Genomic DNA, 25,901 nt, shown 5'->3' with positions numbered 1-25,901 from the left:
ACACTTTTTATTTAATTTTGCTTATTGCTTAATGTGATTTTAACTCACTGTCTGTTTCATTCAAAAATTAAAGCACCTGCAAAAACCAAACCATTGTATAACCGTTGCATTTTTTTAGAAGTATTTTCTCAGATATAAATATTGCATATCTGTTTTTCTGCAAAATAAAAAATGGTACAAAGACTCATTTCCTTTATACCATTCTCCATAATTTTATTTATCATTTATCTATCGATATATTTGCAATCACACAATAGCAATTATTTTCTTTTATAAAAGCTGTTTTTACGAGAGCTATTTAATATCAACCAGATTATTTTTTATTGCAAATACAGCTGCCTGTGTTCTGTCTGATACCTCTATCTTTTTAAAGATATTTGACACATGATTTTTAACTGTCCGTTCACTGATACAAAGAGTAGATGCAATTTCTTTATTAAACATTCCACTTGCAATTAATTTCAAAACTTCAACTTCACGTTTTGTCAGTTCACTGAGTTTGTCTTTCATTACATCACGCTCTGCCAGACTTGAATTAAGCAATACTGTTAAGCTTGGTTCAATAAATGTTTCTCCATTATATACATCAAAAATTGCTTTTTTCAATGTTTCCGAATCTGAATCTTTTAAAACGTAACCGTCACATCCGGCATCCAATGCCTCAATCAGATAATCTACATCCTTATGAATCGTAAGCATAATCACCTTACTTTTCATTTTCTGCTGTTTCATAATCGACAATACCTGTAAGCCGTCAAGGTTTGGCATATTAATATCAAGCAGCACTACATCCGGGTGTGTCTTATTAATCAGATTCAGGCATTCATATCCATCGCTTGCCTCACTGATTACATCAATATCATGATCTAATTCCAATACTTGTTTTAATCCTTCCCGCACCATCAAATGGTCATCAGCTAATAATATATTAACAGACATTTATAATTCCTCCCAGTTTCATATTTTCTGTGTATCTAAAGGAATCCGGATTGTATAAGAAAGTTCTCCGTCTTTGTAACACACTTCCATTTTTCCCTGTAACAGTGCAATCCTCTCCCGCATCATATTCAATCCAAATCCGGTATTGTTTTTTGTACAATCCGTCGGTTTGTTCAAATCATATCCTTCTCCATTATCTGAATACAAAATGAGCAGTTCATTCTGCTTATCCTGCTTTATCGTAACCTGGATTTTTGTTCCCTTTGAATATTTAATAGAATTGCTGCATAATTCCTGTATTATCCGGATAACCGTAATTCCGATAATCGGATTCATTGAATCAGTATCGCACAGATAATCAGCTTTCACAACCATCTGTGTTGTTCCTTTTATTTTTTCAATTGCTGTATAAAATGTTTTTTCAAATCCAAGATCATCTAAAGACATGGGTCGAAGATCAAATATAATATTGCGCAGTTCGTTAATGGAATCCCGGATAACGTTATTATTCTTTTTCAATTCCAACTGTGCCCGCTGCTTATCTGTTTCAAAAATCTTTCCCACAAATTCATTTTTATGTATTAAAGCAGTCAGCCCCTGGACAACGGTATCATGAATATCTCTGGCAATTCTCTGACGGTCAGCCTCCTGCATATATATTACTTCATATGTATTATAAACCTTTTTAGCCCCGGTCGAATCTTCTTTCAACTTTCCAGTGCTTTGTTTCAGCAGCCGCTCCAGCTTTGCAATCCGGCGTGCTGTCTGGGAAACCGTCTGCTGAAGCCGTAGCTTTTCTTCTGCAAGAGCTGTCTTTTTCTGACTCAGCTTTTTTATCTCTGTCCCGTCAAATCCCTGAAATTCTTCCTCTGACATAAATACCAGGCTTGTTGCATCCTGATTCATTACAATTTTATCTATTGCCTGACAAATCAGCTCTGTCTCAATTTCAATCTTATGAATCTGCTCTTCCAGGTTCTCTTTTTCTTCTTTTGCAGACTGTAATTCTTCCGTCAGATATTTTTGTATTTCATCCATCGTTGTCCCCTTATAGTACATGAATATTTTTTATATTTAATATATATTATATTCTATCACGTATTAATGCTTTTACTATATATAATACTCTATTTTGTGGAATATTTAAAGTACTTTTCTACTAGATTATTTTAATCCCTGAAAATGTTTTTTTCATTTCTTTTGTGTTCGTGCATTTATCGTTGATAGTTCAGCCTTTTTCCATTATAATAGGAGATAATAATATTGGGACGGGTTACCCGTTATTTTATAACGATTGCTGCTATGCAGCGGAATGGAGATAGCTATGAATAAATGGAAAAAATTAGGTCTTGCTGCCGGAATGGGGACCGCAGCTTTTACAACCGCACATATTATAAACCAGTGCATTTTTCAGGCTGCTGTTTCAGATAAGATTACCGAAAACAAGTCAATTTTAAAATACAAATGGAGATTGGGAAATGTTGCCTACACCGTCTGTGGTAAGGGTTCACCGCTCCTTTTAATTCACGATTTAAAACCGGAAAGTTCGTCTTATGAATGGAAGCGTGTTGTAAAAGCGCTCGCCAAAAAACACACCGTATACACCATTGACCTGCTGGGCTGCGGCTATTCTGACAAACCGAATATTACCTACACCGCCTATATGTATACCCAGCTGCTCAATGATTTTATTGTAAATGTAATTGCACGCCGTGTAAGCGTAGCTGCCACCGGACAGTCTGCACCGCTTACCATTATGGCAGCTTACAACAATCCATATCTTTTTGATAAGATTGTTCTTGTAAGCCCTGAAGGCATCCGACATGCCATGATTAATCCGGGGAAGCACAGCAATATCCGTAAAATGCTTTTAAATACGCCGGTTCTTGGCACAATGCTTTACAATATTTTTGTAAACCGCCACGAAATCAACCGCAAATTTACAAACGAGCTGTTTGCATATCAGAATATGATTCCGCGTGAAACCTGCAAGGCTTACCATGAAACAGCGCATTTAGGCGGCGCTTCTGCCAAATACCTCTTTGCCAGTACACAGTGCCATTATACAACGGCCTCCATATCACGTGCTGTCAGCCAGCTTGATAACTGCATTTATATCGTATCCGGCGATAAAAACACCGACATGCGTGCCGTTATTAAAGAATATACCGACTTAAATCCTGCGATTGAAACCTATCTGATTCCAAATGCAAAGGTTCTTCCGCAGATTGAACAGCCGGAGGAATTTGTCAACACCTTAAACATCTATATTAACCAGATTTAATCTGTATACTGCCTGTGCGGTACGATAACAGATTGGTAACACTGTTATCGTACCGCACAGATACATCTTACAGACATTTACCGTTATATTCACTTAAAAAACAGCCGTGACATATGTTCTTTTACATACGCTACGGCTGATTTTATTCTTTATCTGTCAGTTTATCTTTATACTTCTATCTACACTTATAATTGCACATTTTTTTCTGTACGTTTACCCCAACGGCTCTTTTGAGGGCAGTCCTGCTTTTCTCGGATATTTCTTCGGTGTCGGCTTCTCCTTTTTTACAAAGACAAACGACCGCTCAATGTCTGTTCCCGGCAGTGTCATCTTTTCCACGCTTTCAATTCTTCCGCCAAGCAGGGACACCGCCCTTTTTGCGCCCTCTGCTTCCGCATCAATATCCCCGGACTTATACGCAATGAAATATCCACCGGCTTTTACAAACGGCAGGCAGTATTCCACAAGTGTCGATAAGTTAGCCACAGCCCGCGACACACTAATGTCAAACTGCTCCCGGTAAGCTGCATTTCTTGCACCTTCCTCTGCGCGCGCATGTACCGCCGTAATACCCGTAAGTCCCAGCTGCGTAATCACTTCATCTAAGAATTTTACACGCTTATTTAACGAATCCAGAAGCACCACTTTTGCCTGTGGATAAGCGATTTTTAACGGAAGTCCCGGAAATCCGGCGCCCGTTCCTACATCTATAATAGAAAGCTCAGGATTTCCCGCAAACTTTTCACTGTATTTTCCGACGGCAAGGCTGTCTAAAAAATGCTTAACAAGCACTTCTTCATATTCCGTAATGCCTGTCAGATTCATAAAACCATTCCATTCCACCAAAATTTCAAAATATTTGTCAAACTGGCTTCTCTGCGTATCATTTAACACAATGCCTACTTCATTTAACTGCTCTGTAAAATTCATATTGATAATTCTCCTTATTTTCTGAGGAAAAATGATTACTTTCTTCTTCTGAACTGCTCCATATAAACCAGAAGAACCGAAATATCCGCCGGAGATACACCTGAAATTCTGGATGCCTGTCCGATTGAATGTGGACGGAATTTTTCAAGCTTCTGCATTGCCTCCACACGCAGTCCGTTAATTGCCGTATAGTCCATCGTTTCCGGGATAATTCTCTTTTCCAGCTTTTTAAAATGTTCTACCTGACGTAACTGTCTTTCAATATAGCCTTCGTATTTCAGGTTGATATTGACCTGTTCCGCAATATCTTCCCGCAGCTGCGGTCTGTGTGTGTCAAGCGGCGCCAGTGCCTGATAAGAAAGCTCCGGACGCTTAATCAGCTCTGCAAGTGTCGCACCGGTCTTTAATTCCGTACTGCCGTACTGCTGCATCAGTTCCTGCACCTGTGCGCCCGTTCCGATATTGACGGACTTTACACGCTCAATTTCCTCTGCAATCAGCCGTTCCTTTTCAAGAACGCCCTCATAACGCTCCTTACTGATTAATCCGACCTCATATCCGCGCTTTGTCAGACGTAAATCCGCATTATCCTGACGTAACAGCAGACGATACTCTGCCCTGGATGTCATCATACGGTACGGCTCTGTAGATTCCTTTGTCACAAGGTCATCAATTAAAACGCCGATATAAGCCTCAGAGCGGTCTAAGATAAACGGTTCTTTGCCCTTGACATACTGCGCCGCATTAATACCTGCAACAATCCCCTGTGCCGCTGCTTCTTCATAGCCTGAACTTCCATTAAACTGTCCGCCTGCAAATAAACCGCGGATTTTCTTAAATTCAAGCGAAGACTTTAACTGTACGGCACTGATACAGTCATATTCAATCGCATAAGCATTTCTTACAATCTTTACATGCTCTAACCCCGGTACGGTGCGGTACATCGCATACTGCACGTCCTCCGGCATGGAACTGGACATACCGCCCAGATACATTTCATTGGTATAAAGTCCTTCCGGCTCGATAAATACCTGATGGCGGTCTTTATCTGCAAAACGAACGACCTTATCCTCGATAGACGGACAGTATCTCGGTCCTGTACCGTGAATCACACCGGAATACAGCGGGGAACGGTCCAGGTTATCACGGATAATCTGATGTGTTTCTTCATTTGTATATGTCAGCCAGCAGGAAATCTGTTCTTTTTGTACCGTTTCCGGGTCAGTTGTAAATGAAAACGGCACCACGCGCTCGTCACCAAACTGCTCTGTCATCTTACTAAAATCAATGGAACGCTTGTCCACTCTTGCCGGTGTACCCGTCTTAAATCTGCGCACTTCAATACCGTTTTCAATTAAAGATGCCGTCAGATGATTGGCTGCCTGTAAGCCGTTTGGACCGGTTTCATAGCTGACATCACCGTGGATACATTTTGCCTTTAAATATACACCGGTACAAAGTACAACGGCTTTTGCAAAATACTGCGCGCCTGAGAGTGTCTTTACACCCTGAATCACGCCATCTTTGACCATAATTTCCGTAACCTCCGCCTGTCTGACAAACAGATTTTCGGTATTTTCCATAACCTTTCTCATCCGGCGGCTGTAATCCGACTTATCCGCCTGCGCACGAAGGGAATGTACCGCAGGACCTTTGGATTTATTAAGCATTTTAGACTGGATAAAGGTTGCATCAATATTTTTCCCCATTTCACCGCCCAGCGCATCAATTTCCCTTACAAGATGTCCTTTTGAACTACCTCCGATATTCGGATTACATGGCATCATGGCTATACTCTCACAGCTGACGGTAAAACAAATGGTATTTAATCCCATTCTTGCCGCTGCCAGTGCCGCCTCACAGCCTGCATGTCCGGCACCTACTACTATTACATCATATTCTTCCCGTATATTCGGCATAATTTTCCTCCAACCTGTCCGCGCAACGGCAGACACTGCACAACTTTCACTTTATTTACCCATGCAGAAGCTTTTAAAAATCTTATCTGCAAGGTCATCTTCTACTTCTTCACCAATAATATATCCTAATTTTTCATAAGCAGTCATTAAGTCAATCGTTAAGAAATCCTCACTCATGCCACTCTCAATGCCGTCTTTTACCAAAAGAAAGGCTTCTTTTGCTTCAATGAGTAACTGTTTCTGCCGCTGATTGGCAATATAAATATCCTCATTTAATTCAAGATTTCCCGAAAAGAACAGCTCTTTTATAGCATCTTCAAGCTTATCCAGTCCCGTTTCTTCTTTTGCGGAAATCGGAATGACACAGCAGTCCAGCCGCTTTTTCATTTCCTCCGGCGTAACAACCGGTGTCAGATCCGATTTATTAAGCAGCGTAATCACTTTTTTGTCTTGTATCAGTGAAATGATATCCTTATCATTTTCATCGAGTGTACGCGTGCTGTCCACGACAAAAATAACCAGATCTGCTTCCGTGGCAAGTTTCTTAGCTTTTTCCACACCGATACTTTCCACAAAATCCACCGTGTCACGGATACCCGCCGTATCAATAAGATTTAACTGGATTCCGCCGATTGTAATCTGTTCTTCAAGCGTATCCCTCGTTGTCCCCTCAATGTCCGTTACAATAGCACGCTCCTCCTTTGCAAGGGCATTAAGAAGACTTGACTTTCCTGCATTGGTTTTACCGAGAATCACCGTGCGGATACCTTCCTTTGCAATCCTGCCGTTATCACATGTTTTCAACAAGTTATCCACATTATCCACACACTTATCCACATCGATTGACAGTTTATTCACATAGTTATCCAGCGAAATGTGTTCCGGATCGTCTAATGCCGCCTCAATATAGGCAACATTGTTTAAAACCAGCTCCCGGAGTCCTTTGATTTTTTCGGAAAGTTTTCCACTGAGCTGTCTGACAGAGGATTTTAAGGCATATTCGTTCTTGGACTGAATGACATCAATCACCGCTTCTGCCTGCGATAAGTCGATTCTTCCGTTTAAAAAGGCTCTTTTTGTAAATTCCCCCGGCTCTGCAAGGCGCGCTCCCGCAGAAAGCACAGCTTCCAGTACCTTTTTCGTCACCAGAATACCGCCGTGACAGTCAATTTCCACAACATCTTCCCTTGTATACGTATTCGGTGCTTTCATGACAACCATCAGCACTTCATCAATCAGTTCTTCACCGTTATAAATATTGCCATAGTGGACCGTGTGGCTTTCCATGTCCTCTACGTTTTTATTCTTTTTTGAGCGGAATACCTGTTGTGCCACTGACAGTGCATTTTCCCCGCTGATTCTTACAACGCTGATTCCACCGCTGCTGACTGTGCTTGTGGAAATCGCCGCAATCGTATCCTCCATAACTACACTCCATTTCTAATCAAAAATAGCTGTAGTATATCATACCACAGCCATTTTAAAATTCATACTATTTGTTTGCACTTTTTTCTTTATCAAGATAAATCACAACATGTCTGAACGGTTCTTCACCTTCGCTCTTTGTCGATACAAATTTATCATTCTGTAATGCAGAGTGAATGATTCTTCTCTCATATGGATTCATCGGTTCTAAAGCTACAGGACGTCTGCTGCGCTTTACTTTATATGCAATATTTTTTGCAAGGGATTCAAGCGTTTCTTTTCTTCTGTTTCTGTAATCCTCTGTATCCATCTTGATTCTTACATACTTTTCTCTTCCCTTATTAACTACAAGGCTTGTAAGATACTGGATAGAATCGAGTGTCTGACCTCTCTTGCCGATTAAAACGCCCATATTGCCGCCCTTTAATTCGACATTGATACATTCTTCCTTATCATTAAATGTAATCTCTACGGCAACTTCCATATCCATTGCGTTAAAAAGGTCTGAGAGGAAGTTTCTGATTCTTGATTCTACTTCTTCTCTTGTCATTTCCGGCTTCTTTTCCGTTGCCGGTGCCACGGCAGGTTCTTCCTTTTTTTCTTCCTCATGGAATACTTCTGCAACCACATCTTCTTCTAAGATGTCTTTATCCTTTTTTCTGCGTACACGGATGACTGCCGGTTTGTTAAACAATCCTAAGATTCCGGAGCTGCCCTTTTCCACAACTTCCACATCCACTTTATCGCTTGTTGTTTCAAGCTTTACAAGTGCTTCCGTTAAGGCATCATCTACTGTTTTTCCTGAAATTTCAATATAATCCATAATTTCCTCCTTTTGCGTTAAGCAGGTTGATTACTTCTTTGTATTTTTTGTGTTCTTTTCATTATATCTGGCAACCATTCCTGCCTTTTCTGCAAGGCTTCCCGGTTTGGCTGACTTATAATATTCTGTCGATGAAAGAATTTCCTTCATCTTCTTGTCATTGGCTTCCTTCTTTGCCTGAAGTGTTTCTACACGCTGTCTGCTCTTTTCGATAGAATCAAGCTTCTTTGTGTTGGTTACTGCATTTTTAGCAATCTTTTCCGGCGGAAGACCGTTCTTGGCACGCTTCTTGTTCATGCGTTCTACATTCTTTGCAACAATCGCATCCACACCCATCTTATCATAATGACGGTTTACAAGCACCTGTAAAATTGTCTGGAAAACGGCTGTCGCAATCCAGTATACACCAAGACCTGCCGGTACAGAAAATGCGATAAATGCTGACATAATCGGCATAAACAGTGTCATCATCTTCATTGATGCCGCTGTCGGATCGTCCGGATCCATCTGAGTATTTCCCTGTGACACCTTTACACTGATGTACTGTGAAAGACCGGAAAGAATTGGAATTAATACAGCAATACTCAATCCGAAGGTCGGATTCTGTGATACATTAATCGTTAAAAATGTGTTCATTTCCGTAATCTTTGTCTGATTTTCGGCAATCACGCCTGCATATGCCGGGAATAAAGATTTTAATGTTTCCCACTGGTCTGCTGAAAATGAATTCATTGCAGTTACCGCAGAATCAATATTACCCCAGTCCACATTTGTCATTCTGCCCGTCATCTTGAAGTTTTCCGCCATAATATCCGCATAGCCGGAAACATTCATAATACCGCCGTCTGTTCCTGTCAAAATGTTGATAAACAGATTTTTTAACTGTCCTACGTACATTGGAATGTACTGGATAACACGGTACATTGCCATTAAGATTGGGAACTGAATCAGCATCTGAATACAGCCGCCCATCTGTGATGTACCATATTTTTCATAGACAGCCTTTGTTTCTGCCTGCATTTTTAACATGGCTTCCTGATCGTTTCTCTTATCCTTGTATTTATCCTGGATTTTACGGACCTCCGGCATGATGATATTGTTTAATTTCATCATCTTGGACTGTTTTACAGTCAGCGGAAGCATAAGGATTTTTACCAGAAATGTAAATACAATGATTGCAATTGCAATGTTTCCCAATCCAATCGCGTGCAGTCCCATAAACAGGAAATCCAGTATTTTACCGAATACCCACGCAATCGGGTTGATAATTGCATTATAAATTGAACCCAAACTGATACCTCCATTTTTTAGTGCCTTCCCTTTTTAGGCTTGTACACAATGGGTACCGGATCATATCCGCCCTTTGCAAAGGGATTGCACCTTAATATTCTTTTAAATGCCATCCATCCACCTTTTAATGCGCCATACTGTTCGACCGCTTCCAGGGCATACTGGGAACAGGTCGGATAATAAATGCACATGCTGCGTCCTTTATACGGTGAAACTGCCCTCTGGTAAAAGTGTATTAGTTTAATGATCACTTTCTTCATGGACTTTTTCTTCCTTATTATAAATATGATGCAGCTTTAAAAGATGGAGCATCGCACTTTCGGTTTCTTTATAACCTTTTCCTTTCAGACCGGCTCTTGCTATTACCACAACGTCATATCCGGGTGCTACCTGTGTAACATTTAACCGGAATGCTTCGCGTATAAGCCTTGCCAGCCTGTGCCGGACAATACTGTTCCCGACTTTTTTACTCACAGATACGCCGAGTCTATTTGTATCCGTTCCATTCTGAAGTATATACATAATGATATACTTGTTTGCATAAGAGTGTTTCGCCTGATAGACGCTCTTAAACTCACTGTTTTTCTTTAATGTTTCAAAATTCTGATATTTCATAACTCCTCCATTCCGCAGGCATTTTAATGCCGGAGGAAACACGGACTGAATTTATTCAGTTCTGTGATAACGGAAACTTTGTGACGCCTGCGGCACAAAGTTTTGTGTGAAAAATCTCCGATTTAAGGATTTTTCACACTACTCCTCCATACTATATCTTAAAAGTAAAAAAAGGCAGATAAATGCCTTGTTCCGCACTCATCTGCCTTCTTGAAACAACTCTTAAGCTGAAAGTCTTTTTCTTCCTTTTGCTCTTCTTGCTGCTAAAACTTTTCTTCCACCTGCTGAACTCATTCTTGCTCTGAAGCCGTGAACCTTAGCTCTCTGTCTTGTCTTAGGCTGAAATGTCATCTTCATTTATACGCACCTCCTTTTCACACCATGATTGTATATGGCAGGAATTTTCTAATCAAATTTAAAAACATCGCTTCTAATTATAAAAATAAAACATCTATAAGTCAAGTGTTTTTTCGATATTTTTTGTATTCTTTGTCTTTTCCACAAATACCCACAAGCTATGCACAGTAATCCCCAACTTATCCACAAATTGGGGATAAGTTGGGGATAAATTTACAACATCCTGTGTAAAAAAACACGAAAAAGCGCATTTATGGGCATATTTCGTGTTTATAAGTTGTCAACAGCACTGTGATTTGTCCACTTTTAACTGAGTTATCCACTATTTTTTCATGGGCTTCTTGCTAAAAATCCACATTTGTTATATTATATATTAGAATACATTTACTTTAACGAAAGCCAGAAAGGCATTGATATAATATGGAAGATTTAAAACAGAACTGGGATTTGATATTACAGACCTTTAAAGAACGCTATGAGCTTCAGGATATTTCCTTTAACAGCTGGATTAAGCCAATTGAAGTTTATACAGTGGAAAACGATACCATTACACTGATTATGTCGAGTACCTCTATGAACCCCGACATGGCTGTTTCCTATGTGGAAAAAAAATATCTGGAGATGCTTCGCATTACGATTTGTGAGATTATGAACCACGAATATGATGTCCGCTTAATTACAGCCAAAGATAAGCAGGCAGCGGAAATTAAAAAGGCCGCAACCGGCTCTGCTGCGAAGAATTCCGGTCTTCAGAACCTGAATCCGAACTATACTTTTGACACCTTCGTTGTCGGTACAAATAATAACTTAGCACACGCTGCTTCCCTTGCAGTTGCCGAAACACCGGGACAAGTCTATAACCCGCTTTTCATCTACGGAGGCGTTGGACTTGGAAAGACGCATCTGATGCAGGCGATTGCCCATTTTATTATTACCAATGACCCGACACGCAAGGTTTTATACGTAACCTCCGAAACATTCACCAATGAACTGATTGATTCGGTAAAGAACCAGAAAAACTCTGAATTCCGCAAAAAGTACCGCAATATTGATGTGTTACTGATTGACGATATTCAGTTTATTATAGGTAAAGAGTCTACGCAGGAAGAATTCTTCCATACTTTTAATGCGCTCTATCAGGACAGCAAGCAGATTGTAATTTCTTCTGACCGGCCGCCGAAAGAGATGGAAACCCTGACGGAACGACTGCGTACCCGTTTTGAAATGGGTCTGCCTGTCGATATCCAGATTCCTACGTATGAAACAAAACGTGCTATATTAAAGAAGAAAGTCGAACTTGGCGGCTACAACATTCCCGATGATGTTCAGGATTATGTTGCAACCCATATTAAATCCAGTATTCGTGAGCTGGAAGGCGCACTTACCAAGCTTTCGGCTTTTGCAACACTTTCCCACAGCCCGATTACGGTTGAGTTTGCGGAAGAAACTTTAAAAGACCTGATTTCACCGGATGCCAAAAAAGAAGTCACACCGGAACTGATTATCCAGATTGTTGCGGACCACTTCGGTATTTCACCGGCGGATATTCTTTCTTCCAAACGAAGCGCCGACATTGTTTATCCACGACAGATTACGATGTATCTGTGCCGCCAGATGACGAATGTCGCCTTACAGGGAATCGGCAAAGCCCTTGGAAACAGGGACCATACGACGATTATTCACGGAGCGGACAAGATTGCCAAAGAAGTACTCGTCAATGAAACAACCAAGAACACTGTGGATATTCTCATTAAGAAAATTGATCCTTCGTAATAGTTATCCACATTTATTGTGGTTTTTCCGTTGAAAAGCTGTGTAAAAATGCTTTATTTTATGTTGACATTTTTTTGTTTGTCCACAACGGCCATTTGGGAATTTTATTGTGTCTGCGGTTATCCCAAATTTTTTCACAGGCAAAAACGGATTTATCTACCGGGATTTTAGATACCGCAAACCCGCATGAAACAAGGGCTTACACCACATATCAACAAATTCACAGCCCCTACTACTACTACTACGGATTTTTATTTATATATATTTATTTTTGTTTTTTTGTTTTTTCGCTGAAAGGAGTTTTACACAATTATGAAGTTAGTTTTTTCAAAAACGAATCTTGCCAAAGCAGTTGGCATTGTTATGAAAGCAGTTCCTGCCAAAACAACAATGAACATTTTAGAATGTATCTTAATCGATGCGACTACAAATGAAATTAAATTTACCGCCAATGATATGGAGCTTGGTATCGAAACCATCGTTGAAGGTGAAATTCTCGAAAAAGGTAAAGTTGCCATTGATGCAAAGATTTTCTCAGAAATCGTCAGAAAACTGCCGGATAATGAAATCTGCATCGAAACAGACAGTAATTACACCTCTTTAATTACCTGTGAAAAGAGTAAATTTAATATTGCCGGTAAATCAGGGGACGATTTTTCTTATTTACCGATTATTGAAAAAGACAAATTTATTACTTTATCACAGTTTACATTAAGAGAAACCATTAACCAGACACTGTTTTCTATCGCAATGAATGACAACAATAAAATGATGACCGGTGAACTTTTTGAAGTTGCAAACGGTATTTTAAAGGTTGTAGGTCTTGACGGACACCGTATTGCAATCCGCAATATTGAATTGACCAGTCATGCAGATGATGTAAAAGTTGTTGTTCCTGGAAAGACACTTTCTGAAATCAGTAAAATTTTATCGACAAATGCAGAAGATGCCGTTACAATATACTTTACAAATAATCACATTTTATTTGAATTTGACAATACCACCGTTGTATCCCGTCTTATTGAAGGAGAGTATTTCAGAATTAACCAGATGCTTTCCAGTGATTATGAAACCAAAGTAACCATTAACAAAAAAGAATTTTTAGATTCTATTGACAGAGCAACCCTTTTAATCAAAGAAAGTGAAAAGAAACCGATTATTTTAAGCATTACCGATGGTTCACTGGAAGTTCATGTCAATTCTTCCATGGGTTCGTTAAACGAAGATATTGATATTAACAAAGACGGTAAGGATATCATGATTGGCTTTAATCCGAAGTTCTTAATTGATGCATTAAAGGTAATAGATGATGAACAGATTTATATTTATCTGGTAAATCCGAAAGCACCATGTTTTATTAAGGACAAAGAGGAAAGTTATATTTATCTGATTCTTCCGGTAAACTTTACGGCTGAATAGTAAGAATGGAGAAACAATGGAAACAATAAAAATCAGAGATGAGTTTATTAAACTGGGACAGGCATTAAAGGCAGCAGGTCTTGTGGAATCCGGTGTAGAAGCAAAGATTGTCATTCAGAACGGAGAAGTTCTTGTCAATGGCAGGCCTGAGCTTCAGCGCGGCAAAAAACTGACAGGCGGGGAAGTCATTTCCTATAACGGTCAGGAAATCAGAATAGAAAAGTAATTTGCAGGTGTAACCGTGATAATTGAGTCCGTAGATTTAAAAGATTACAGAAATTATAAAATTTTAAATATGAATTTTAACCCGCAGATTAATATTATTTACGGTGATAATGCGCAGGGAAAGACCAATATTTTAGAGGCGCTTTATGTCTGCGCAACATCGCGTTCCCACAAAGGAAGCAAAGACCGTGAAATGATACGGATGGGCAGTGATGAAGCACATATCAAGCTGAATGTGAAAAAAAACGGGCTGCCGTACCGGATTGATATGCATCTGAAAAAAAATAAAAGCAAGGGAATTGCCGTAAACGGTATTCCGATTAAACGGGCGGTAGAGCTGTTTGGAATTTTAAATATTGTCTGTTTTTCACCGGAGGATTTAAGTATTATTAAAAACGGACCGGCGGAGCGCCGCCGGTTTATGGATATGGAGCTGAGCCAGCTTGATAAAATCTACTTAAGCAATCTGATTAACTACAATAAAGTGGTCAATCAGCGCAACAAGCTTTTAAAAGAACTGTCATTTAAGTCGTCAGAAGAAAAGCTTGAAACGCTGGATATCTGGGATTTGCAGCTTGTGAAGTACGGAACGGAAGTCATGAAAAGGCGTGTCGGTTTCGTACAGGAGTTAAATGAAATTATCGGCGGACTGCATGAAAAGTTATCCGGCGGAACAGAGAAACTAACGATTGAGTATCAGCCCTGCGTGGAAGAAACAGCATTTTTAGATACCGTGACAAAGATGCGGGAGCGGGATCTGCGGATGAAATCGACCTGCTTTGGACCACATAAGGACGATTTAATCTTTTTTATCAACGGCAGCGAAGTAAAAAAGTACGGTTCGCAGGGACAGCAGCGTACAGCCGCCCTGTCTTTAAAACTTGCGGAAATCGAACTTGTAAAAAAAGTAGTGAAGGATACGCCGGTGCTGCTTTTGGATGATGTGCTGTCAGAGTTAGACAGTAACCGGCAGCAGTTTTTATTAAATAGTATCGGGCAGATTCAGACAGTGATTACCTGTACGGGGCTGGATGAATTTGTAAACAGTCAGTTTGCCGTTCATAAAACATTTCAGATTCAGAACGGTACCGTGATTCATGAAAATAACATTTAGTTTTCTGAAAAACATTGAAGGAGGAATGCACAGTGTCAGAGAATAATTATGGTGGCGACCAGATTCAGATTCTCAAAGGTCTTGAAGCCGTCCGGAAAAGACCGGGTATGTATATCGGCAGTACATCATCAAGGGGGCTTCATCACCTTGTTTATGAAATTGTCGATAATGCAGTAGATGAGGCTTTGGCAGGATATTGCAATACAATTGAAGTCACAATTAATCAGGATAATTCCATTACGGTTATTGATAACGGACGAGGCGTTCCAGTTGATGTCAATCACGAAACCGGCAAACCGGCAGTTGAAGTTGTGTATACAATGTTACACGCAGGCGGTAAGTTTGGCGGCGGGGGATATAAAGTATCCGGTGGTCTGCACGGTGTAGGTGCATCCGTTGTAAATGCCTTATCCGAGTGGATGGAAGTCTATGTAAAGCGTGACGGACACATCTACAACCAGCGTTATGAACGCGGTAATGTATGTTATCCGTTAAAAGTTGTGGGGGACTGCCCATTGGAAGAAACCGGTACAAAGGTTACATTCTTACCGGATAAAGAGATTTTTCAGGAAACAACTGTTTATGAATATAACATTTTAAAGAGCCGTCTGCGTGAAATGGCTTTTCTTACAAAAGGCATCAAAATTGTGTTAAAGGATGCAAGAGAAGGCATTGAACAGGAAAGAGTATTCCACTATGAGGGCGGTATCAAGGAATTTGTTGAATATTTAAACAAGAGCAAGGATGCGCTTTATGATAAGATTATTTACTGCGAGGGTCTAAAAGACGGTGTGCAGGTTGAAGTGGCATTCCAGCACAATGACGGTTACAACGAAGTTGTGGATTCTTTTGTCAACAACATCAAGACACCGGAAGGCGGAACGCATCTGACCGGTTTTAAAAATGCCTTGACAAAGACATTTAATGATTATGCAAAGAAAAATAAACTGATAAAAGACAGTGAGCAGAGCCTTTCTGGCGATGACATCCGTGAAGGTCTGACAGCGATTGTCAGTGTCAAGATTGAAGACCCGCAGTTTGAGGGACAGACAAAGCAGAAGCTTGGTAACACCGTTGCACGAAGTGCCGTTGACAGCATTGTCAGTGAACAGCTTGAGATTTTCTTAGAGCAGAATCCGGCAGTTGCAAAGGTTATCTGTGAAAAATCCATTCTTGCACAGCGCGCAAGAGAGGCGGCAAGAAAGGCAAGAGATCTGACAAGAAGAAAGACTGCGCTTGAAAATACAAGTCTTCCGGGTAAACTTGCGGACTGCTCTGACAGGGACCCGAAAAACTGTGAAATCTATATCGTTGAGGGTGATTCTGCCGGCGGTTCTGCAAAGACGGCAAGAAGCCGTGCAACACAGGCAATTCTTCCGCTGCGCGGCAAGATTTTAAATGTTGAAAAAGCAAGACTCGACAGAATTTTAGGCAACGAAGAAATCAAGGCTATGATTACGGCATTCGGTACAGGCATTCATGAAGATTTTGATATCAGCAAATTAAGATACCACAAGATTATTATTATGACCGATGCCGATGTGGACGGTGCGCATATTGCAACACTGCTACTTACCTTTTTCTACCGGTTTATGCCGGAGTTAATCAAGCAGGGTCACGTATATCTTGCACAGCCGCCGCTTTATAAGATTGAAAAGAACAAAAAAGTCTGGTATGCATACAGTGATGAGGAACTCAATCAGATTATGCTTGAAATCGGACGTGACCAGAATAACAAAGTCCAGCGCTACAAAGGTCTTGGCGAAATGGATGCCGACCAGCTCTGGGAAACAACCATGGACCCGGAAAAGAGAATTTTATTACGGGTGAACATGGACGAGGATTCAGAATCAGAAATTGATGTAACGTTCTCTACGCTGATGGGCGATAAGGTTGAGCCGCGCAGGGAATTCATTGAAGCCAATGCTAAGTATGTAAAGAATCTGGATATTTAATAAAAATTTGTACCGTCACACGGACTGAGAACGCTCCGGGTGATAATGGATTTTTTCTAAAACGCGTTCTCGGAATGGAGTAGAAAATGGACGAACATATCTTTGATAAGATTCATGAAGTGGATATGAAGCAGACCATGGAAGATTATTATATCGACTATGCGATGAGCGTTATCGCTTCCCGTGCACTTCCTGATGTAAGGGACGGTTTAAAGCCGGTACAGCGAAGAATCTTATTCTCAATGATTGAATTAAATAACGGTCCTGACAAGCCGCACAGAAAATGTGCGCGTATTGTCGGTGATACAATGGGTAAATATCATCCGCACGGAGATTCATCCATTTATGAAGCACTGGTAAAACTGGCACAGGATTTCAATACAAGATACCCGCTGGTAGACGGACACGGTAATTTCGGTTCTGTCGATGGTGACGGTGCCGCCGCCATGCGATATACAGAAGCACGTTTAAGCCGCATTTCCATGGAAATGACAGCCGATATTAATAAAAATACCGTGGATTTTATTCCAAACTTTGATGAAACGGAAAAAGAACCGGTTGTACTGCCGTCCCGTTATCCGAATCTTTTAGTAAACGGAACGTCCGGTATTGCCGTTGGTATGGCAACGAATATCCCGCCGCATAATCTGCGTGAAGTTGTCGATGCCGTTGTCAGGCTGATTGATAACAAAGTCGAGGAAGACCGCGAAACGTCGATTGATGAAGTATTGCAGATTGTCAAAGGTCCGGATTTTCCGACCGGCGGTGTCATTATCGGTAAAATGGGCATTGAGGAAGCATACCGTACAGGCCGCGGAAAGATTAAAGTCCGTGCCGTGACCAATATCGAGCCAATGGAAAACGGAAAGCACCGCATTATCGTAACGGAACTTCCGTACATGGTAAACAAAGCCAAATTAATCCAGAAAATAGCGGAACTGGTCCGCGATAAAAAGATTGACGGCATTACGGCACTGCGTGATGAATCTGACCGAAGCGGTATGAGAATCTGTATTGAACTGCGCCGTGATGTCAATGCAAACATCATTTTAAACCAGCTGTACAAGCATACCCAGTTACAGGATACATTTGGTGTGATTATGCTGGCGCTTGTTGACAACCAGCCAAAGGTATTAAACCTTTACGATATGCTCAAGTATTACCTTCTGCATCAGGAAGAAGTTGTCACAAGAAGAACGCAGTATGATTTAAATAAAGCTGAAGAACGGGCCCACATTTTAGAGGGCTTAATGATTGCGCTTGACAATATTGACCGTGTCATCCAGATTATCAGAGGTTCGCAGAATGTACAGATTGCCAAGGAAGGGCTGATGAGTGAATTCGGACTTTCCGAAGCACAGGCACAGGCAATCGTGGATATGCGTCTGCGTGCACTGACAGGTCTGGAAAGAGAGAAGCTGGAAGCTGAATTAAAGGAACTGCTTGCAAAGATTGCGGAATACAAGGCAATTTTAAGTGACAAGAAAAAGCTCCTTACCGTCATCAAGACAGAAATCAGTGCCATTGCGGATAAATATGCCGATGAAAGAAGAACACAGATTGGATTTGACGAATACGATTTATCCATGGAAGATTTAATCCCGGATGAAGATGTTATTATTGCAAGAACCAATCTCGGATACATCAAGCGCATGACACCGGATAATTTCAAGAGCCAGCACAGAGGCGGCAAGGGCATTAAGGGAATGCAGACCTTAGAAGATGACTTTATTGAAGATTTATTCATGACGACATCACACCACAGCCTGACATTCTTTACCAACCAGGGACGTGCCTATAAGTTAAAGGCTTACGAAATTCCGGAGTCCGGCAGAACCTCAAGAGGAACGGCAATTATTAATCTGCTGCAGCTCCAGCCGGAAGAACAGATTACAGCCGTGATTCCTGTGGATACAAAACATATTAATGATTCAGATTATATGTTTATGGCAACAAAGAAGGGTATTGTAAAAAAGACCCAGTTAAAAGAGTATGCCAATATCAGAAAGACAGGTCTTCAGGCAATTAATCTGCGTGATGACGATGAATTAATTGAAGTAAAATTAACCGATAACACAAAGGATATTCTGCTTGTAACAAAACTCGGACAGTGTATCCGATTCCATGAATCTGATGTAAGAAAGACCGGCAGAAGTTCTATGGGCGTTATCGGCATGAATCTGTTAGACGAAGATGAAGTAGTCGGCATGCAGCTTGATACACAGGGCGATTCGCTGTTAATCGTTTCTGAAAAGGGACTCGGTAAAATCACGGATATGAATGAATTTACAGTCCAGCACAGAGGCGGCAAGGGAATCAAGTGTTACAAGATCAGCGAAAAGACCGGAAATGTAGTCGGTGTCAAGGCAGTTGATGACACACGTGAAGTCATGTTAATTACGACAGAAGGTGTGATTATCCAGATTGAATGTAAAGATATTTCAAAGCTTGGCAGAATTACATCCGGCGTCAAACTGATTAATCTTGATGAGAATGTAACTGTTGCAACGATTGCAAAAGTTTCTAAAAAGCCTGAAAATGAAAAAGGCGAAGAAATAGAAACAGAAAACGACGAAGAAAACACAGAGAGTGAATAAATAATCATTGAAACTGCCGCATGGAGGGGACATCAGAAGATGCCGTTTCTTCGTGCGGCAATTTTTAAACAGGAGTAAGAAAAAAATGGCATGGATAAGTATAAATTTTGAATCCAAGGCATTGGGAATGCCGGTCATGACAAATGTCTTAATGCCGCAGGGGCGTGGCGGATATAAAACCTTGTATCTTTTACACGGCGCAGGGGGCGATTATGCATCATGGCTGCTAAAATCCCGTGTTGCGGATTACGCAGAAGGAAAAAATATTGCAGTGGTGATGCCGTCCGGCAACAACAAATGTTATGTCAACAACCGTTACGGAAAAGACTATTTTACATTTCTGACAGAGGAACTCATCGAAAAATGCGAAACGTGGTTTGACCTTTCGCCAAAAAAAGAAGACCGTTTCATCGCCGGAATGTCGATGGGAGGATACGGAGCGGTTCATGCGGCGTTAAAAAGACCGGAATTATACGGAAAAGCATTTTCCTATTCGGGACTGCTTGACATATCGGAGCGTTTTTTAAGACCGCAGGGACTTGATTTAAAACCGGTTTTTGGTGAAAAAGAGGATTTTTCCACGGCGGCAGCAGATTTATTTGAACTTACACACAAAACCGGCATAAATTTATCGGGAAATGTGGATAACCTTCCGGAAATTTTCATTACCTGTGGATTACAGGATAAGCGCATTGAAATGAGCCGGAAGCTGTACGAGGCGATGAAGCAGGAAAACTTTAATGTGCATTATATCACGGAAAACGGCGGACATGACTGGACGTACTGGGATGCGTGTATACAAAATACAATTCAGATTTTAAATGATAAGGTGCCTGTGTCACCAGATTGGAGGAGCATATGCCGGTAATGAATATCAATCTGTTTTCAATTACACTGCGTTACGGCATTGACTGTATGGTTGTACTGCCTGAAAATCTAAAAAAAGGGGAGAAACTGAAATGTCTGTGGCTGTATCACGGCGGAAGCGGCGATCATACGGCATGGCTGTATCACACACCGCTGGTTGAACTGGCAGAGGAAAAGCATTTTGCAGCGGTACTTCCGAATGTCCATGAATCCTGTTTTGTCAATATGAATATCGGGGATGCCTTTGGTACGTTTGTGGGAAAGGAATTGCCGTCTGTTATCTGGAACATGTTTGCGTGTATTTCCGGTGAAAGACAGGACAACTACATTGCCGGATTTTCAAACGGCGGATACGGCTGTCTGCATACGGCGCTATCATATCCACAAAAATTTGCGGGTGTCGGTGCATTTTCGGCAGGCGATAAGGCGGACTCTGATTTTTCATCACCTGCAAAGCAAAAAAGCAGGATGCTGTTGTTTGGTGAGGGCGATTTACACGAAAATGACTACGGACTTACCCACCTTGCGGGGAAACTTTTGACTGAAAATGTGGATAAGCCGCGAATTTTCCATGCGTGTGGTGGAAAAGATCCGTGGCTTATGCAAAATCACATTCTGCGCGATTATTTTACGGCACATCCCGGATTTGATTACACCTATGATGAAATCCCGGAGCTTGGACATGAGTGGAAGTTCTGGAACGAGGAATTGAAAAGATTTCTGGATTTTCTGCACTGGTAAATCAAAAATTTTGAAAACTTTTGACTTATGAATTAAAATGGTATACGCTATAAAGAAGATGTGAGTAATGACACGCAGTAAAACCTTACACTGCGTTTTTGAAAGGGATAAAGGTATGCGGGAAGTTGATGTAAATGAAATTATCAAAAATATTAAGGAAATGTGTATTGAAGCAAATCATTTTCTGTCAAAGGATATGAAAGAAGTGTATGATGCGGCAGCAGTGGAGGAAGAATCTCCTCTTGGCAGACAGATTTTAGGACAGCTTCAGGAAAATCTGCAAATTGCAGGAGAAGACATGATTCCGATTTGTCAGGATACCGGTATGGCGGTTGTTTTTGTTAAAGTCGGACAGGAAGTCCATATCACGGGCGGCGGTCTTACCGATGCGGTTAATGAGGGCGTGCGTCAGGGATACGTTGACGGATATTTAAGAAAATCCGTTGTCAAAGACCCGATTTACCGTGAAAATACTAAGGACAATACACCGGCAGTTATCCATTATGACATCGTGCCGGGTGATAAAGTGGAAATCACCGTTGCGCCAAAGGGCTTTGGCAGTGAAAATATGAGCCGTGTTTTCATGTTAAAACCGGCAGACGGCATTGAAGGTGTGAAAGAAGCAATTTTAACGGCCGTTAAAGATGCAGGTCCGAATGCCTGTCCGCCAATGGTTGTGGGTGTCGGTATCGGCGGTACATTTGAAAAATGTGCATTTTTAGCGAAAAAGGCGCTGACCAGAAATCTGCATGAAAAGCCGGAAAAAGAGTATGTCAGAAACTTAGAGGAAGAAATGCTTGAAAAAATCAACCGTTTAGGCATCGGACCGGGTGGACTTGGGGGAACCAAAACGGCGCTGGCAGTCAACATCGAAACCTATCCGACACACATCGCGGGACTTCCGGTGGCAGTTAATATCTGCTGTCACGTCAATCGCCATGTGACACGGACGATATAAAGTATGAAAAATAACGCTGATGCGCGACAAAAGCAAATCTACTTATATGGCAGATGAGAAATCGCCTGCGCGAAATTCTCATCGCTACTTTGCGACAAAGCAGTTCATAAGTTTAGAAAAGGAGAAATGCGAAAATCCATAAATCAAAGATTTTCGCATAACAGAATTGTGCCGCAGGCGTCACAATTCTGGATTTATCGCAGAACTGAATAAATTCAGTCCGCGGTTCCTCCGGCATTAAAATGCCTGCGAAGTGTGAACAAGCCATAAACGAAAGCTTGTTCACACAGATGTTTGCTCCTGAGCGAACGCAAACATCTATGATGGCAGATGAGAAATCGCCTGCGCGAAATTCTCATCGCCATTTCGCGACAAAGCAGCTCATAAGTTTAGAAATGGAGAAGAATATGGAAAAGCACATTACTGCCCCGTTGAAGGAATCTGATATTAAAGATTTAAAAGCAGGGGATTATGTATATATTACGGGAACGATTTATACAGCAAGAGATGCTGCGCATAAAAGAATGTATGAAACAATCGGCGAACATAAGGAACTGCCGATAAAGATGCAGGATACGGTGATTTATTATATGGGACCGTCACCGGCAAGACAGGGACGACCAATCGGTTCGGCAGGACCGACAACGGCAAGCAGAATGGATAAGTATGCGCCGACCCTGTTAGATCTCGGTTTAAAGGGAATGATTGGAAAGGGAAAGCGCTCCCAGGCAGTCAAGGACGCCATTGTGCGGAACAAGGCCGTTTACTTTGCGGCAATCGGCGGTGCGGGGGCACTGCTTTCACAGCGCATAAAATCATCTGAGGTCATAGCTTATGATGACTTTGGAACAGAAGCCATCCGCAGACTGGAAGTTGAAGATTTCCCGGTTATTGTGGTCATTGACAGTGAAGGAACAGACCTTTACGAACAGGCTGCAAAAAAATATTGCAAATAAGTTGATAAATGATATTGACAAACAGATATTTCTTTGGTATTCTAATATTCGTGTTTAACACATTATATGATTTGTAACAGAATCTGGAGAAATACTCAAGAGGCTGAAGAGGCGCCCCTGCTAAGGGTGTAGGTCGGGCAACCGGCGCGAGGGTTCAAATCCCTCTTTCTCCGCTGACTAGAAATGCTACGGACTTTCGGGTTCGTAGCATTTTCAGTTTATACAAATAAATAGAAGTCAGAATGGAAATAAGTATGAAAGAAAAGATTAAAGCACTGCTGACGGATTCCATGTGGAGTATTGCAGGATTAATGTTAATGAACGTTGTTGTTCAGTTTTTAGTTTATCCGGTGTGGAACAACCACCTTGGCAGTGAAGAATACGGAAACATTTTATATCTGATATCAATTATGAACATTATCGCTATTTCTGTCGGCAGTGCATGTAATTATGCCCGGATGACAGAGAGCGCGACAAAGGATACATGGAATATCAATTACAATATTATTCTTATGGCATCCTCTGTAATCGTGATTCCGGTAATGCTCATCATTGTAAAGTTCTGCGGTGTTCCGATGACAGTGACTGAAGCGGTTACATTTTTAATTCTTACGATTCTTACAATGTGGCGCTTTTATGCGGATGTGGAGTACAGGCTGCATCTGAATTACAAAGGTTACTTTTTATATTACCTTTTTATCAGTATCGGATATTTAATCGGTATTGTGTTATTTAAAGTAACCGGTATGTGGGCATTGGCATTAATTCCGGGAGAAATCGCAGGACTCATAATGGTTTTTGCCAAAGGTTCTGTTTTCAAAAAGGATACAGAATTTTCAAAAGAATCATTTAAAGAAGTTTTTAAAGTTGTTATCGTTTTAATTATCACAGATATCATTTCCAATATCGTATTTAACGGTGACAGACTGGTTTTAAAAATATTTATTGACGGAACAGCGGTAACGGTATATTATATCGCATCGCTGTTGGGAAAGACGGTTTCATTGATTTCAACACCGCTTAACAGTGTTATTATCGGTTACCTTGCAAAATACAAGGGAAATTTGAATTTGAAATTTATGAATCTGGTGACTGTATTTTCGCTGGCAGCAGTTGTGATTGGAACGCTGCTTTGTACGATTGCCTCACATATTCTGATATACATTTTATATCCACAGAATTATCATGAAGTGAAGCAGTTTTTTATTATTGCAAATATGGCACAGGTCTTTTATTTTGTCACAAATGTAATTACAGTCATTCTGCTTCGTTTTTCAAAAGCGAGGTATCAGCTGTATATTAATGTAGTATATGCAGCAGCATTCTGCGCAATCTGTATTCCGGTAACGCTTTACCTTGCAGATATGTGGGCATTCTGTATTGCATTACTGGTTGTATGTATTTTAAGAATGGCAGTGTCTTTGTTCTTAGGATATAAAGATGCGCTGGCACAAAGTCAGAAATAAGGGGTACGAAAAGATGAAAAGAGAAGAATTGCATAAGCTGTTATTTGAAACATTATGTATTATTGATGACATTTGTAAAAAAGAAAATGTCCGGTGGTTTCTGGATTCCGGCACGGAAATCGGCTCACTCAGGGAACAGAATATTATTCCGTGGGATGATGATATTGACATTAAGGTAATGAGAGAAGATTATCCGGCATTTTGTGAAGCAATGAGAAAACATTTACCGGAGTATCTGCATTTTATCGAACCACAGGATTACAGCCCGGCATTTTACGATTTTATTCCAAGAATCTATGATGAGCGGTATCCGTTAAGGGAAGAAACGGCAGAGGACAGATATTATAAAAACTATCAGAACCGCATTGGAATTGATGTGTTTATTTATGATGTTGCACCGGATAATGCATTTAAAAGAGAAATGATGAAGTTTCATTATAAAGTCCTTTACGGATTGGGCATGTCAAAGCGTTATCAGTTAAAGGATGAAAAATATACCGGACTGCAAAAACTTCAGGTTGCAGTACTGCGTTTTTTAGGAAAATTTACATCAACGCAGAAAGTATGCCGGAAATGGGAAAAGGCATCTACGAAATACATGGGACAGAAAACGAATTGGAGATATGTCTGTAATTATTTTGTAGACGAATTATCGTTTTATCGGACAGATTTATTTGAAAATACAGATTATGGGGTAATTCGGGGAAGAAAATTCCCGGTACCGGCAGGTTATGACGAAGAACTTACAACACATTATGGGGAGTGGCGTCTTCCACCAGAAGATAAAGATGCCTTTGTACATCACGCAGATTTAGAAGACTAAAGACTTCTTATAGATAATAGATAAAAAGAATAAAAGAAAAAACTGCCGGGGCTGCTCCGGCAGTTTTTTGCTTTTGGTAAAAGCAAAAAATATTGCGGGGGTAATGGAAAATGCTTTTCAGGAAGCAGGGATATAAAAAATATGCTGTTATAAATGCAATACGCATCTGAAAAGTGTTGATAAAAACAGAGAGAAAATGCAGAAAATACAATAAAATTCTGCAAAATGTGATATTTTATTGTAAATATAAAATGCCGAAAACCCGCATAAACACTGGGATTCTTGGTGGAAAAGCAAAAACTTTCAAAAAAAAACCAAAAAACTTGAAAAATAATGTTGACAACCTGCCCCATTGGTGATATTATAATCAAGTCGCCGCGAGCGAGGGCAACAAAAACAGCCCACAGCGGTAACGAAATAAAACA

General features: G+C 40.7%; 24 protein-coding genes and 1 tRNA gene. 14 read left to right on the top strand and 11 right to left on the bottom strand.

Annotated elements, in window-relative coordinates:
- Positions 1 to 294: 294 nt before the first annotated feature.
- Positions 295 to 939: a response regulator gene (locus tag WMO37_RS14420; RefSeq protein WP_022432578.1), complete on the bottom strand. Its 645-nt coding sequence runs from the start codon at positions 937 to 939 to the stop codon at positions 295 to 297.
- An 18-nt stretch (positions 940 to 957) separates the two neighbouring features.
- Entirely contained in the window at positions 958 to 1,977 is a 1,020-nt protein-coding gene (locus tag WMO37_RS14415) for a sensor histidine kinase (RefSeq protein WP_227090844.1), read from the bottom strand.
- Positions 1,978 to 2,263: 286 nt separating this feature from the next.
- Here WMO37_RS14415 and WMO37_RS14410 point away from each other — a divergent pair, with 286 nt between their 5' ends.
- Positions 2,264 to 3,223 carry an alpha/beta fold hydrolase gene (locus WMO37_RS14410; protein ID WP_349155361.1) on the top strand — a complete coding sequence of 320 codons (960 nt, stop codon included), beginning with the start codon at positions 2,264 to 2,266 and terminating at the stop codon, positions 3,221 to 3,223.
- Between the two features lie 213 nt (positions 3,224 to 3,436).
- On the opposite strand, the gene rsmG is transcribed toward WMO37_RS14410, so the two are convergent.
- From rsmG to rpmH, 8 genes are all read right to left on the bottom strand, one after another.
- A complete protein-coding gene (gene rsmG / locus WMO37_RS14405; protein WP_022432581.1) occupies positions 3,437 to 4,153 on the bottom strand; it encodes a 16S rRNA (guanine(527)-N(7))-methyltransferase RsmG in 717 nt (238 codons plus the stop codon).
- A gap of 35 nt (positions 4,154 to 4,188) precedes the next feature.
- Positions 4,189 to 6,072 carry a tRNA uridine-5-carboxymethylaminomethyl(34) synthesis enzyme MnmG gene (gene mnmG / locus WMO37_RS14400; protein WP_349155360.1) on the bottom strand — a complete coding sequence of 628 codons (1,884 nt, stop codon included), beginning with the start codon at positions 6,070 to 6,072 and terminating at the stop codon, positions 4,189 to 4,191.
- A gap of 51 nt (positions 6,073 to 6,123) precedes the next feature.
- On the bottom strand, positions 6,124 to 7,497 hold the full coding sequence (mnmE, locus tag WMO37_RS14395; protein WP_022432583.1) for a tRNA uridine-5-carboxymethylaminomethyl(34) synthesis GTPase MnmE: 1,374 nt from the start codon (positions 7,495 to 7,497) through the stop codon (positions 6,124 to 6,126).
- A 67-nt stretch (positions 7,498 to 7,564) separates the two neighbouring features.
- Entirely contained in the window at positions 7,565 to 8,320 is a 756-nt protein-coding gene (gene jag / locus WMO37_RS14390; protein ID WP_349155359.1) for an RNA-binding cell elongation regulator Jag/EloR, read from the bottom strand.
- A gap of 30 nt (positions 8,321 to 8,350) precedes the next feature.
- Positions 8,351 to 9,610, bottom strand: coding sequence for a YidC/Oxa1 family membrane protein insertase (locus WMO37_RS14385; protein ID WP_349155358.1), 1,260 nt, complete (start codon positions 9,608 to 9,610; stop codon positions 8,351 to 8,353).
- Positions 9,611 to 9,627: 17 nt separating this feature from the next.
- Positions 9,628 to 9,870, bottom strand: a complete 243-nt coding sequence (gene yidD / locus WMO37_RS14380) for a membrane protein insertion efficiency factor YidD (RefSeq protein WP_227090840.1) — start codon at positions 9,868 to 9,870, stop codon at positions 9,628 to 9,630.
- A complete protein-coding gene (rnpA, locus tag WMO37_RS14375) occupies positions 9,851 to 10,225 on the bottom strand; it encodes a ribonuclease P protein component (RefSeq protein ID WP_022432587.1) in 375 nt (124 codons plus the stop codon). The genes yidD and rnpA overlap by 20 nt, the downstream gene beginning before the upstream one ends.
- A gap of 222 nt (positions 10,226 to 10,447) precedes the next feature.
- Complete coding sequence (gene rpmH / locus WMO37_RS14370) at positions 10,448 to 10,582, bottom strand: 50S ribosomal protein L34 (RefSeq protein WP_022432588.1); 135 nt, start codon at positions 10,580 to 10,582, stop codon at positions 10,448 to 10,450.
- A 420-nt stretch (positions 10,583 to 11,002) separates the two neighbouring features.
- Between rpmH and dnaA the strand changes: the two genes are divergently transcribed.
- The 13 genes from dnaA to WMO37_RS14305 all read left to right on the top strand — a co-directional run bounded on the left by dnaA (position 11,003) and on the right by WMO37_RS14305 (position 25,476).
- Complete coding sequence (gene dnaA, locus WMO37_RS14365) at positions 11,003 to 12,355, top strand: chromosomal replication initiator protein DnaA (RefSeq protein ID WP_022432589.1); 1,353 nt, start codon at positions 11,003 to 11,005, stop codon at positions 12,353 to 12,355.
- A gap of 312 nt (positions 12,356 to 12,667) precedes the next feature.
- Entirely contained in the window at positions 12,668 to 13,774 is a 1,107-nt protein-coding gene (gene dnaN / locus WMO37_RS14360) for a DNA polymerase III subunit beta (RefSeq protein WP_349155357.1), read from the top strand.
- 16 nt (positions 13,775 to 13,790) lie between these two features.
- Positions 13,791 to 14,000: an RNA-binding S4 domain-containing protein gene (locus WMO37_RS14355; protein ID WP_022432591.1), complete on the top strand. Its 210-nt coding sequence runs from the start codon at positions 13,791 to 13,793 to the stop codon at positions 13,998 to 14,000.
- 15 nt (positions 14,001 to 14,015) lie between these two features.
- On the top strand, positions 14,016 to 15,113 hold the full coding sequence (recF, locus tag WMO37_RS14350; RefSeq protein ID WP_349155356.1) for a DNA replication/repair protein RecF: 1,098 nt from the start codon (positions 14,016 to 14,018) through the stop codon (positions 15,111 to 15,113).
- 32 nt (positions 15,114 to 15,145) lie between these two features.
- Positions 15,146 to 17,068, top strand: a complete 1,923-nt coding sequence (gene gyrB / locus WMO37_RS14345) for a DNA topoisomerase (ATP-hydrolyzing) subunit B (protein ID WP_022432593.1) — start codon at positions 15,146 to 15,148, stop codon at positions 17,066 to 17,068.
- Positions 17,069 to 17,154: 86 nt separating this feature from the next.
- Positions 17,155 to 19,665, top strand: coding sequence for a DNA gyrase subunit A (gene gyrA / locus WMO37_RS14340; RefSeq protein ID WP_022432594.1), 2,511 nt, complete (start codon positions 17,155 to 17,157; stop codon positions 19,663 to 19,665).
- Between the two features lie 85 nt (positions 19,666 to 19,750).
- Positions 19,751 to 20,533, top strand: coding sequence for an alpha/beta hydrolase (locus WMO37_RS14335; RefSeq protein WP_349155355.1), 783 nt, complete (start codon positions 19,751 to 19,753; stop codon positions 20,531 to 20,533).
- Complete coding sequence (locus tag WMO37_RS14330) at positions 20,524 to 21,273, top strand: alpha/beta hydrolase (RefSeq protein WP_349155354.1); 750 nt, start codon at positions 20,524 to 20,526, stop codon at positions 21,271 to 21,273. Before WMO37_RS14335 ends, WMO37_RS14330 begins: the two co-directional genes overlap by 10 nt.
- Before the next feature lie 115 nt (positions 21,274 to 21,388).
- Complete coding sequence (locus WMO37_RS14325) at positions 21,389 to 22,231, top strand: fumarate hydratase (protein ID WP_227090835.1); 843 nt, start codon at positions 21,389 to 21,391, stop codon at positions 22,229 to 22,231.
- A gap of 407 nt (positions 22,232 to 22,638) precedes the next feature.
- The gene (locus WMO37_RS14320) at positions 22,639 to 23,187 is read left to right on the top strand and encodes a Fe-S-containing hydro-lyase (RefSeq protein ID WP_349155353.1); all 549 of its coding nucleotides are present in this window, start codon (positions 22,639 to 22,641) and stop codon (positions 23,185 to 23,187) included.
- A gap of 85 nt (positions 23,188 to 23,272) precedes the next feature.
- Positions 23,273 to 23,360: transfer RNA gene (locus WMO37_RS14315), tRNA-Ser, on the top strand.
- Positions 23,361 to 23,441: 81 nt separating this feature from the next.
- The gene (locus WMO37_RS14310) at positions 23,442 to 24,653 is read left to right on the top strand and encodes a lipopolysaccharide biosynthesis protein (protein WP_022432599.1); all 1,212 of its coding nucleotides are present in this window, start codon (positions 23,442 to 23,444) and stop codon (positions 24,651 to 24,653) included.
- 13 nt (positions 24,654 to 24,666) lie between these two features.
- Positions 24,667 to 25,476 (top strand): LicD family protein, encoded by an 810-nt coding sequence (locus tag WMO37_RS14305; protein WP_349155352.1) that lies wholly within the window; start codon positions 24,667 to 24,669, stop codon positions 25,474 to 25,476.
- Here WMO37_RS14305 and WMO37_RS14300 read toward each other — a convergent pair.
- Positions 25,473 to 25,901, bottom strand: a 429-nt coding sequence (locus tag WMO37_RS14300; RefSeq protein ID WP_349155351.1) for a hypothetical protein, incomplete at its 5' end; no start/stop codon positions are given. The two genes, WMO37_RS14305 and WMO37_RS14300, sit on opposite strands and share 4 nt — an antisense overlap.

This window comes from Lachnospira intestinalis (assembly GCF_040095895.1).
Lineage (GTDB): Bacteria > Bacillota > Clostridia > Lachnospirales > Lachnospiraceae > Lachnospira > Lachnospira intestinalis.
This window is presented reverse-complemented; position numbering and strand designations above follow the sequence as displayed.